This is a genomic window from Phenylobacterium sp. (assembly GCF_036502675.1).
Taxonomy (GTDB): domain Bacteria; phylum Pseudomonadota; class Alphaproteobacteria; order Caulobacterales; family Caulobacteraceae; genus Phenylobacterium.
In genome coordinates this window covers 1-10,243 of record NZ_DASXYF010000101.1, presented here as the reverse complement: position 1 = coordinate 10,243, position 10,243 = coordinate 1, and the positions used below count along the sequence as shown (strand labels likewise).

Sequence of the window (10,243 nt, the reverse complement as noted above, 5' to 3'; positions counted from 1 at the left end):
TTGGCGCGGGCGACGGCGAGCCAGTGGTCGCGGGAGGCCGGAAGCACCTTGCCCTCGGCCATCGCCGCATCGACGGCGGCGGCGACGGCGGCCTCCTTCGTCGCGGTCTGGATGGTGGCCAGCGCGGTCTCGGCGGTGGTGGCGCGCGCCAGGGCCGCCGTCAGGTCCGCGACCGGCGCCAGCTTGGTGGGGTCGCGGGCCTCGCGGGCCAGGGCCACCTGGCCGGTGATGTGGGTGATCAGGTCCGGTTCGGTGGTGGCCTTGTCGAGACCTAGGGCGGCGACCAGCGTCGCCAGTAGCGTTGAGGACATTTCAGGTTCCTGAGTGGGGCCGGGCTCGACGCGCGCCAGGGCGGGCATGTCGAGGGCCGGCTGGGTGACCAGGGCGACCGAGGTCACCCGAAGGATCTGGCCGGCCGCGGTGTACAGGAAGGCCGGGGAAACGTAGCGGTAGCGCTTCGAGGTCACCTGGGCGGCGCCCTCGGCGGTCCAGTCGACCCGGCACCAGGTGGTCCCGTCCGGCCGCTTCTCGATCGCCTTGACCCAGCCCTGGGCCGGGGCGTCCTCGCCCTTCGGGCCCTTGATCTCGCTGGCGTGGTTCAGATCGACGGGGAGGTCGGCGTTGTTGCGGGCGAAGGCGTCGACCAGGACCTGCGGGTCCGGGAGCTGATAGGTGCGGTTGTCGCGGGTCTTCAGCGTCGGGCCGGCCGGGAAGACCTGCATCCACTCGGGGGCGGCGAGCGCCTCGCCGTTGCGGGCCAGGGCGACCTCAAGGCCGTCCCAGAACGCAACCTGGTCGCCGGCGCCCGCGTTTGCCAGGGCAAGGCGAAGACCACCCTCGACCACCAGCGTTTCGGTGGACTGGCGCCCCGGCGCCCGGTTGTCTGTTGCCTTGCTGTGAAGCATGGCGGCATCATCGGGGCACGCGGCGGAGCTTTCGCGGCGGACAACTGTCCGCCCCCTCCCGGCGGCGGACCACTCCCAAACGCACCTGAACCTTGGCGCCGGACGGCCCCTTCACACGCCTTCAAACGGGGTTGCAGCCCCGCGGGCCGGTTCCGCGTCGGATCGGACGGGCGTGCCGGCGAGGGGCCTCAGCGGCCCGGAATTCCGAGGTGTTGGCCCTACAGGCCGTTCGGCCCTATGTTCTGGGGGTGGCGGCCGAGTCAATCGTGCAGCTGGCCCGCAAGGGACATTGGGGAAGGTCGCGTACCCCCAGCCGCCACGCTCACCTCGCAAAGTCGATCGGACCGGCCCCGGCCTGCAGCTGCGTGCGGCCGGCGATCAGGCGCGCCCGCCGGCGCGGCGAGGTCGGGTAGAGGGTGCGGATCCGCCAGGCGCCGCCCACCGGCTTCAGGGTCGCGGTCCAGGTCTGCTCGCCGGCCGCGGTCCTGAACGGGGCGATCAGCAGCAGGTCGCCGGATCCGGAGCGCCACACCTCGCCCTGCTCGAGCATCCGTTGCACGCGGGTCCAGTCGGCCGGCGTCGTCGGATGCTGGTCGGCCGAGTGACCGACGCCTGAGGCGTTGACCACCACCACCGCCTCGGAGGCCTCGGCGCGCATCGCCGGCGGCACGACGGCCACCGGCCAGGCCTCGGCGGGGTAGCCGCCCACCCGGTCGGCCGCGGCCTCGCCCGCATGGGTGGCGTCGACCCGGGCGGATCCCGCGGCCAGGGCCTGCGCCACCGCCGCGGCCTTCGCCGTCGCCCGCGCCTGGCCGAGGGCGACGGCGTCGGCCACCAGGTCGGCGAACACCGGCAGGTTGGGCAGGTCGGCGGCCGCGGCGCGGGCCATGTCGGGATCCAGGGCCGCGACGCGCCGCGCCAGCAGCTCGCCCAGGTTGGCGCGGCGGTCCATGCCGGCGTTGAAGGCGAACCCCGGAGTCACGCCGGGTGGAACCCGCTCCTCACGTCCGGTCGCCTCGTGTTTCCAGATCGGCCAGTGGGCGGGGTCGGGATCGTAGCCGCGGCGGCGCAGCTCCTCGTCGGTAGTGAGCTTGAACTCCCCGCGCGCCAGCTCGCCCACCGAGATCTGCGAGACCCAGCATTTGCAGTACCAGCCGTTGGGCGGGAAGTGGGTCTTCCAGAACGGGTGGGTGACCGGCAGGCAGATCCCGTCGAAGGCCAGGTGGTCCTTGCGAGGGTGGGCCTGCTCGGTGTGGTGGTACTGCAGCGCCGGGAAGTCGGCGACGGTGTCTTCGATCGCCTGCCACTCGGCCGACGCGTAGGCTTGGCGGACGTTGGTGTCGTAGATCACCTTGGTTCGCCAGCCGGCCGACAGGTTCACGTCCCGCGGCCCCTCCTGGAACTCGGTGACCGTCTGCGGGCCGGCGAACCCCAGGGCCTTCAAGCGCTCTTCGAAGCCGTCTCGAAAGGTCTCCAGCGTCGTGCCGTCGCGCACCGCGCCGGTCACCAGGTCCTTCGCGGCCGCCAGCACGTCGAGGCGGTGCACGCCGGCCAGGGTGAAGCCGAAGGCATGCTCGGTCTGCCACATCGACGGCCAGCGCCAGGAGCGCTTGAGCCCCTTGCCCTCCAGGAAGGCGACGGCCTTAGGGTCCGGGCCCGGGGCGAGGTTGAAGCGCGCCTGGTCGGCCACGTCAGGCCTCCGGCCGCACCTGGTCCACGGCGATCGCCGCGGCCTCGAACATCGCACGGACCAGCGACCGGGCGGCGGCCGGGGCCGACAGGTCGGCCGCCAGGCGGGTGAGGCCCACCAGGATCTCGTCGAAGGAGCCGCCGGCCTTCACCACCTGGATCACGGCGGCGGCCTCGGGCCCGAAGGTCTGCGACCAGCCGTCGAGCTCGATCGACTGCAGCTCGTCGAGAGCGCGATCGGCGGCGGGGTGGCGATCGCCGAGGCCGAAGGAGCGGGCGAGCGCCGCACGCAGCTGCCCGCGGGCGCGTGCGACATCGCCGGGGCCGGGGTTGGGATCGGCCGGCACAGGCGCCGCCCCGGGCGGCGGCGGCGCGGCCGGCGCCGACGTGGGCGGCGTGAGAAGGTCCGCGCCAGCGTCCGGCTCGGAGAGCTTCAGCTTCTTGCGGACCTCGGTCTGCGCGACCTTCAGGCCGAGCGGCACCAGGCGCTCGAGCGCCTGGCCGAGCGCATCCATGTCCTCCGGCTCTTCGACCACCAGGGTCAGCCGCGGCACGGGCGCCTGGGGACCCCAGTTGAACCGGACGAAGGGGGTGAGGACGTCGCGGGTGACGGTCGCGCCGATCGCCGTCGCGTCGGCCTTTACCAGGTCGGTGCGGACCCCGTCATGGACCTGGGCCTGGGCGCGGGAAGCGCCGTCGTCGGTGGTCATCGTCTGGCCGAGCACGGCCTTGGAGACCTGGGCGTCCAGGAACTTCACCAGGTTCTCGAACAGCGCCTCGGCCGCAGCGCCGCCGGCAGTGGGAAACTCGATGGTCATCGCCGCCGGGATCACCGCAGCGGCGTCGGCGCCCAGGTTGAACACCGCCCGCTTGAGGACTTCGATGTCCTCGGGCTGGGCGGCGGCGTCGTACTTCCCGAGCCGCATGGGGATGCCGAAGATCTCGGCGTAGGCCATCCAGTCCTTCAGGCCGTAGAGCTTGCAGACGAAGGAGAAGGCCACCAGGCGCGCCAGGCCGGCGCGGGCGGCGAGCCCCGACTTGCGGCCGGCCAAGTGGACGGCGAACTTGTAGGGCGGCAGCGGCACGCCATCGATCTCGCCCATCTCCTTGAGCCGCAATTCGCGCCCGGTCTCCCGGTCGAACCTGAACCACCGGGGATCGCGCCATTCGTAGCGCTCCGGCGACCACTGATTGCCCGAGGTGTCCCAGATGATCTCCGGCGCGGCGTAGCCCTTGGCGATGGCGTCGAGCAGGTGCAGCAGCAGCTCGTCCAGGCAGTCGTCGGCGACCAGCTGGCCGCAGGCCTCATGGATCTCTTCGGCCAGCGGATCCTTCTCCTTGCCGGGCGCCCAGACCAGCTGGCGCTCCAGGCCGACCACCGCCAGCTTGCGCGTCTGCAGCACCGAGCCGTAGTGCGGGTCGCGCTCCTCCATCTCCTCGGCCAGGGTCAGGAAGGCGTCCATGTCGCCCTGGTCGGCCTGGCGCATGATGGCGGCCAGGCGGTCAGGCGTCAGGCCGCGCACCGCGGTCTCGGTGGACCAGGCCTGCCGCACGCCGGTCAGGCCGGGGCGAGCCACCTCCTCGGAGAGGATTTTCTTGGACGGCATCGGCCGGCCGAGGTGATCTACAAGCGCGGCCATTTCAGAACCTCATGCCCCTGAAGCCGTGGACCAGGTCCTCGTCCCCGCGCTCGTTCTCCATGCGCCGCTGGGCCAGCGGGCTCATGCCCATCGACTCGCGGCTGCGGACCGAGTGGTAGTCGTAGGGCTGGTAGGGATCGCTGGCCGCGTTGCAGCACAGCCCAGCCGCCCAGAACCGGTCGCCGTGGCCGTCGCTCTGGCCGTCGTGGACCAGGCGGACCGAGCCGGTGGCGGTGACCGCCTTGGTGATCGAATGCAGGTCGTCGCGCAATTCCCGATCGCCTTCCGGCACGCGGAAGCGGCGGTCCTCCATGCGCTCCTTCAACAGGCTGGCCATGGTGAAGCGGGCGGCCGGCGTGAAGAGCACGCCCTCGACCCGCGAGACGCCGTGCCGACGCTGGGCTTCCTCCACGAACGCCTCGCCCATGCCGGTCTGGTCGGCCGACACCCGCACGGGGTTGTCCCTGCGGATGATCCGCTCCAACTCGGCGTGCTGCGCCCAAAAGGGGGCGCGGCGCATGGTGATTACCTCGCGGGGATAGAGCACGTCCCCGATCATCTCGGAGACCCAGATGCAGGTGAGGTCCTTCCGCCGGGCGATATCCATGCCGACGTAGACGCGGTTGTTGGTCGGTTGCGGCGGACGGCCGACCGCGCGCAGCACCTGCCGCTCGGGGTGTGCGCCGAGGCCGACGTACTCGACGTTTTCCGAGTAGCCGAAAGGGCCCTCGCAGGCGTGGATCAGGTCGTAGTCCAACCAGGCGCTGGCTTCGTCGAGCCACTTCAGCTCGTACTCCTGGGCCCAGAGGTCCGCGTCGCCGATACCGGCGCGCAGGGCGTCGATATCCCGGTCCAGCCCCTCGGCGACGGCCTGGTGGATGTCGACCACGTGGCGCGACCAGGTGGTCGGCTCCTCGGTCATCAGGTCGTAGAACTTGTTGGACTTGCCGTTCGGCGTGGAGACCACCCGCAGCACCAGGCCGGTGCGCGAGATCACCGGGAACAGCGCGCCCCAGATCTTCTTCGAGTCCGCATGGAAGCCGAACTCGTCCAGCAGCACGTTGGCCGAGAAGCCCCGGGCGGTGTCCGGGTTGGCCGGCAAGGCGCTGATCCGCGACCCGCCGGGAAACTCCACCTCGAACATCCGATAGGCGGCGTCGGTGCCCCTGAATTCGTCCTCGGTGACCTCAGGCGCCTTGCCGCGGAGCACGCCGCGGTACAGCTCCCAAAAGGCGGCGGTGAACGGCTTGACCGCCGTCTCCATGGCCTCCTTCGCCTGGCGCTCGCCGCGGGAGAGGATCAGCCACCTGGTGCGGCGGCCGGCCAGCTCGGCGTCGATGCAGCTCTCCACCAGCTCGGCGCAGTTGGTGAAGGTCTTGCCGGTCTGCCGGGAGAACATCCCGATCTTGAAGCGCGACCGGTCCGCCAGCCATCGCTTTTGGTACGGGTGAAAGTGGATCAGCGGCCCGAGGCCGTCGAGGGACGATGACATCAGCCGAAGCCCAGGATCGCCTTGGCCCGCTCGACGGCCTCCGGATCGATCTGGCCGGCGCGTGCGGCGCCGTCGAGCTTCTGGGACGCCTCCTTGCGAAAGGCGTCACGCAGTTTCAATTGGCGATCGGCGTCGACCCTCTGGGCGCTCACCAGGCGCTGCAGCGCCAGGGAGATCGACTTGGCTTCGCCGGCCGACAAGGTGATCGGCGCGCCGGTTTCCTCGTCGACCCGCTCCTCGGTGATGATCTCCAGGAGCGCGCCCTGCAGCAGGCGCATGTTGGCGCGGCCGACGCGCTCGTCGGTGTCCTCGCCGAACCGATCAACGACAAACCGGGCCATGGTTTCGGCCCGGCGCATGCTCTCGCCGATTTCGGCCAGGCTCTTTACGTGCCGCCCCAGCGCCGAGCGAGAGACCTCGGCGTCGAGCTGGCGCAGATGGTCGAGGATCTCGTCGAGCGTCCGGCCATCGCGCCGCAGGCCCGCGATCTGGTCCCGGATCTCCGCCGGCAGCCGATCGATGCTGGAAGGGATGTTGCGGGCCATGATCAGCGGCCCAACGCGGGAGCCGCGACGCCCTCAACGTAGATCCGCCCCTCGGCGCAGGCCACGCCGCGCTTGGTGATCGCGGCGATCATCACCTTGCCGTCGGCGATCTCGGTGACCAGGCACCCGCGCTCGGGTTCAGCCAGGAACACAAGGTCGGCCCGCACGGTTTCACGGTCCACGCCCGCTCGGTGGCCGTACATCAGCAGGCCCTTCTCGATCGAGCTTTCCCCCAACTCGCCGTGCGCCTCGACCAGAAGACGCAGGATGACGAGCCGCCGATCGGCGGCGAGGTGCTCGGCGAACCCCCTCACGACAGCCGCTCCACGCCGCGGGCCAGGAAGAAGCCTTCGATCCGCTCGATGCCGTTCTGGGCGGCGGTGACGCCGGCGCCTACGGTGCGAATCTCTCCGGTCAAGGTGGCGATGTCGGCCTTGGTGGGCAGGTCGAGAATGTCCTTGCGGATCTCGTCGACCTGGCCGTCCAGCTTATCGAGCCTGCCGTCGTGTTCCGCCAGGGTCAGGCTGTGCAGATCATCCTTGGCCTGCAGCTTGACCACCACGGCATTGACGATCTTCTCCACCTCGCCCTTCGCGAACTGCCGCAGCGACCAGCAGAGCCAGACGCTGAGCATGCCGAACACGATCTGGGCGATGAACCCGATGATCGGCCAATACTTCATGAACTCGGACACGCTCAGCCCCCTGGATACTGTCGGAAGCGCCTCTCCCGCGCCTCCTGGCAATGGATGCAACGCCCCGCCCCCGGGACGGCGTGCAGCCGCGCTTCGTCGATCGGATCGGCGCAGTCCAGGCACAGCGGCCACGCCCGCACGGCCAGCTCGGCGGCGGCGCCCTGCACCTGCGCCAGCGCCCGCTCGCGGTCGGCCTCCTCGACCACCTGGGCGAAATCCACCACGTCGGTCATCGGTAGCTCGCCGCCAGCTGGAACTGCGCGGTGTTCCAGTCCTGCAGGTCGATCAGCGTCTGGCGGATCCCGACGCAGGTGGTGAGGTTTTCGGCGGTGCGGCCGGCAAGGGTGTCAATTCCAACGCCGGAGGCCGCGCCATCAGGTTGGCCGGCGGGAGCCGCGCTGGCGGGCAGCCCCTGGGCCGCATCGTTGAGCAGGCGCACAGCGCCAGAAGGCACGCTGCAGCGAGCCACGGCTTCAGGTGGGACATAGGTCGAGACAGCCCTCTGCAAGGATCGGCCGGACGCCCGGATGGCCTCGGCCTGAATTTCGTGCCGGCCGCCGACCTGGTGGTCGATCGCCTCGGCCGCCTGGACGCCGCGCAGGACGATCTGGCCGTCCGCCGCCTGCGCCTGGTCGGCGTGGGCGGCGCGCAGCTGCCAGCCGACGACGCCGCCGCCGCCGAACACAGCGGCGGCGGCGGCGGTGAAGGCCAGGGCGAGGATGGTGGCGTTGGCCAAGGCGGCCCGGCCTACTTGCCGGCCGCGGTGGTGACCCCGTGCCGGATCGTGGCGCCGAGGACGGCGGTCACCACGATCTGCGCGGTGTCCACCAGGCTGGCGTCGCCCACCAGGTAGGCGGCGACGGCGGACACGACGGCGAGGCCGGCGACGATGTAGGTCTTGTAGCCCTTGAACATGGAGGTCCTTTCGGGGGTCAGGCTGCGGCCCGCAGGCCATTGGTGAAGCCGTCGCCGGCCTTGGTCTTGATCTCGCGGCGAAGACGGGGGTCGAAGCTCAGGTGCACCCAGGTGCCCTCTTCGATCAGCTGGTCGAAGTGCAGCGGGGAGCGGGCGATCGCGCGGCAGATCTGCAGCGGCGACCCGAAACGGAAGCAGTTAAAGTCCACCGCCCAGCCGAGCATGTGAGCGCTGGTCGCGGAGCCGCCGACCGCCGCGTTGACGGCCCGGCTGCGGTAGCCGCTGGAGACCGTGATCGGCTCGCCGCCCAGCAGCGCGCGGACGCGCTCCATCTGCGCCGCCGTCACCCGCAGGCAGTTGAGAATCTGGAGAGAGGGGGTGTTGTCGAGGCCCTGACGGGCCGCGGTCTGTGACGACAGCAACTCCTCGAGGGAGAAATGCTCGGACAGCCAGGTGCCGCTCATGGCCACGCCGCCCGGGCCAGGCCCAGCCAGGCGCGGCGATCGTCGCCGGTGGCCGGGACCGCCTTCAACTGCCGGCAGACGCCGGGGGCGTCGTCGGCGTCGGCATAGGCGTTGACGCCCATGGCCAGCCAGTAGGCGGCCGCGGCGATGGCGGCCGCGCTGGGGTCGCCGAGCCAGTCCGGGGCCTCCTCCAGCGGCAGGCCGGTCACCGCGCCGAACGCCCGGTAGCCCGCCCGGCCGAACGCCCGCAGGTAGCCACGCGGCCGATAGGTCCAGCCGTCGCCGGACATAACCGGCCCGTTCCCGCCCTTGCCGGCGTAGACCAGGTTGGCGATCGCCGCCTCGCCGGCCTGCAACAGGGCCCGGGCGTGGTGGCGGCCCTTCACCGCGGGAAAGCGCGCCTCCAGCGTCCAGGGGCTCACCGGAACGAGCTTGTCGCTCAGGCGCAGGAACCCCTCGGTGTCATGGGCGCATTGGGCGATGAAGTGGCGCACCCGCGCCGGCGTGCTCAGCTCGCCCGCCGGCCGCGCGGCCTCCAGGGCCAAGGCATGGACCTCCGCCCCGGGGCCCGACAGGCCCGGCGACACCAGCCGGAGGCGCTCGGCGGTGATGGCGCACACGGGAACGCTGGGCGGGTCGGCGGTGTTCACTGAATTGGCCCACTAAACCCGGCCTTGCGCCGGGCGACTTGTCGTGGCCAGCATGGCGAAGGTTGTCAGGGCCCGCGGGGCGGACAATCGCCCGCCCCTAGTCGTCGCCGAACAGCGGGCCTGGCGAGCGTTTCAGGTTCGTCCGGACGCGGCGCGCCGTGCGCTCATGGATGTCGCAGGCCAGCGCCGCCTCCTGGGCGTTGGCGCCGCCCGCCATCAGCTTCGCGGCCGCGGCGCGGCGTCCGGCCGGGCCCCGGACGGACCCCATCGGAATGATGTACGGGCCGAACCCCAGGTCCGCCACGATCGCCCTGGCGGGCTCGACGCCCACCAGCTTCGCCAGGGGGCCGCGCACCGACGCCGAGAGCTTCATCTTCGTCCCCCCGCGGCGCTCCACCAGGCGCTGCGTCGCCGCGTCGCCGGCGTGCTGGGCCACGGTGGCGAGTATCCCCGGCCAGGACCTCATTCCGGCCGCCCCGCCGCCTGGATCCGGGCCAGCTCGACCTCGGCCGCCAGGGCGGCGCGGGTGGCCGCCTCCAGCCGGGCCTGGCGGGCGCGGACCTCTCCATGCGGCGCATACCGGCGCGCGCGCTCGGCGGCGGCCCGGGCTTCTTCGGCCTGGGCGACCCGCTTCGCGGCGTCGGCTTCCTCGCGCCATGTGAAGAGGTCCGACATCATTCGTTCGTCGGGACCGGGCGCAGCAGCGGGGCGTCCAGGCTCTCGGAGGCGCAGCCGTCGATCAGATGCATCACCTCGGCATAGGCGTCGGCGACGCCGGTCTGCCAACCGTCCAGGTAGAGACCGGGCGCCTTCAATTCCCGGAACAGGGCCTCGCGCTGTTCGCAGAGCGCGCGCAGGGTCATCAGGCGGTGATGAGCGTTCATGGGAACGCCAGGTCAGACGGCCGCAGCTTCGCAAAGCGCCCGTCGTGGAATTCGCTGGCCGGCCGGACCCAGATCGTCTCCTCGTCAACGCCCTGGTAGATCACCACCACCGAGCGGTCGCTCTCCAGCTCGGCATGGGCGTGCAGCACCGCGTAGATCCGGCCGGTCTTGAGGTGGCGGTAGAGGTTCACGGGATCACCGGCCGGCCGGTGGCCGGGTCGCGCGCCCACCCGTCGAACAGGCCGGGCGCCGGCGGGTGCAGCGGCTTGAGGCCGTAGCGCTCCAGGTACTTCCTGCGCGCCTTGCACCAGGCCTTGTAGGGCCAGTACCGGCGAGGCCCGAACGGGTAGGCCGCGTCGATCGCC

General features: G+C 71.4%; 16 protein-coding genes. All 16 read right to left on the bottom strand.

What is annotated here, in order from left to right:
- The coding region (locus tag VGL30_RS12870) for a phage protease (protein WP_331540398.1) at positions 1–905 on the bottom strand (905 nt) is incomplete at its 3' end.
- 322 nt (positions 906–1,227) lie between these two features.
- Positions 1,228–2,595 (bottom strand): phage minor head protein, encoded by a 1,368-nt coding sequence (locus VGL30_RS12865; RefSeq protein ID WP_331540397.1) that lies wholly within the window; start codon positions 2,593–2,595, stop codon positions 1,228–1,230.
- A 1-nt stretch (position 2,596) separates the two neighbouring features.
- Positions 2,597–4,201 carry a phage portal protein family protein gene (locus VGL30_RS12860; RefSeq protein ID WP_422662189.1) on the bottom strand — a complete coding sequence of 535 codons (1,605 nt, stop codon included), beginning with the start codon at positions 4,199–4,201 and terminating at the stop codon, positions 2,597–2,599.
- A gap of 34 nt (positions 4,202–4,235) precedes the next feature.
- Positions 4,236–5,726 (bottom strand): terminase large subunit domain-containing protein, encoded by a 1,491-nt coding sequence (locus VGL30_RS12855; RefSeq protein WP_331540395.1) that lies wholly within the window; start codon positions 5,724–5,726, stop codon positions 4,236–4,238.
- Entirely contained in the window at positions 5,726–6,271 is a 546-nt protein-coding gene (locus VGL30_RS12850; RefSeq protein ID WP_331540394.1) for a phage protein Gp27 family protein, read from the bottom strand. The genes VGL30_RS12855 and VGL30_RS12850 overlap by 1 nt, the downstream gene beginning before the upstream one ends.
- A 2-nt stretch (positions 6,272–6,273) precedes the next feature.
- Complete coding sequence (locus VGL30_RS12845; RefSeq protein ID WP_331540393.1) at positions 6,274–6,585, bottom strand: hypothetical protein; 312 nt, start codon at positions 6,583–6,585, stop codon at positions 6,274–6,276.
- A complete protein-coding gene (locus VGL30_RS12840) occupies positions 6,582–6,965 on the bottom strand; it encodes a hypothetical protein (protein ID WP_331540392.1) in 384 nt (127 codons plus the stop codon). Before VGL30_RS12840 ends, VGL30_RS12845 begins: the two co-directional genes overlap by 4 nt.
- 2 nt (positions 6,966–6,967) lie before the next feature.
- The gene (locus VGL30_RS12835; protein ID WP_331540391.1) at positions 6,968–7,198 is read right to left on the bottom strand and encodes a TraR/DksA C4-type zinc finger protein; all 231 of its coding nucleotides are present in this window, start codon (positions 7,196–7,198) and stop codon (positions 6,968–6,970) included.
- Entirely contained in the window at positions 7,195–7,701 is a 507-nt protein-coding gene (locus VGL30_RS12830; RefSeq protein ID WP_331540390.1) for a hypothetical protein, read from the bottom strand. The genes VGL30_RS12835 and VGL30_RS12830 overlap by 4 nt, the downstream gene beginning before the upstream one ends.
- Positions 7,702–7,712: 11 nt before the next feature.
- The gene (locus VGL30_RS12825; RefSeq protein ID WP_331540389.1) at positions 7,713–7,880 is read right to left on the bottom strand and encodes a hypothetical protein; all 168 of its coding nucleotides are present in this window, start codon (positions 7,878–7,880) and stop codon (positions 7,713–7,715) included.
- A gap of 17 nt (positions 7,881–7,897) precedes the next feature.
- Entirely contained in the window at positions 7,898–8,344 is a 447-nt protein-coding gene (locus VGL30_RS12820; protein ID WP_331540388.1) for a D-Ala-D-Ala carboxypeptidase family metallohydrolase, read from the bottom strand.
- A complete protein-coding gene (locus VGL30_RS12815) occupies positions 8,341–8,994 on the bottom strand; it encodes a hypothetical protein (protein ID WP_331540387.1) in 654 nt (217 codons plus the stop codon). The genes VGL30_RS12820 and VGL30_RS12815 overlap by 4 nt, the downstream gene beginning before the upstream one ends.
- Positions 8,995–9,091: 97 nt before the next feature.
- On the bottom strand, positions 9,092–9,460 hold the full coding sequence (locus VGL30_RS12810) for a hypothetical protein (protein ID WP_331540386.1): 369 nt from the start codon (positions 9,458–9,460) through the stop codon (positions 9,092–9,094).
- The gene (locus VGL30_RS12805) at positions 9,457–9,669 is read right to left on the bottom strand and encodes a hypothetical protein (protein WP_331540385.1); all 213 of its coding nucleotides are present in this window, start codon (positions 9,667–9,669) and stop codon (positions 9,457–9,459) included. Before VGL30_RS12805 ends, VGL30_RS12810 begins: the two co-directional genes overlap by 4 nt.
- Complete coding sequence (locus VGL30_RS12800; protein ID WP_331540384.1) at positions 9,669–9,878, bottom strand: hypothetical protein; 210 nt, start codon at positions 9,876–9,878, stop codon at positions 9,669–9,671. The genes VGL30_RS12805 and VGL30_RS12800 overlap by 1 nt, the downstream gene beginning before the upstream one ends.
- Complete coding sequence (locus VGL30_RS12795; protein WP_331540383.1) at positions 9,875–10,069, bottom strand: DUF1653 domain-containing protein; 195 nt, start codon at positions 10,067–10,069, stop codon at positions 9,875–9,877. The genes VGL30_RS12800 and VGL30_RS12795 overlap by 4 nt, the downstream gene beginning before the upstream one ends.
- Positions 10,070–10,243: the final 174 nt, after the last annotated feature.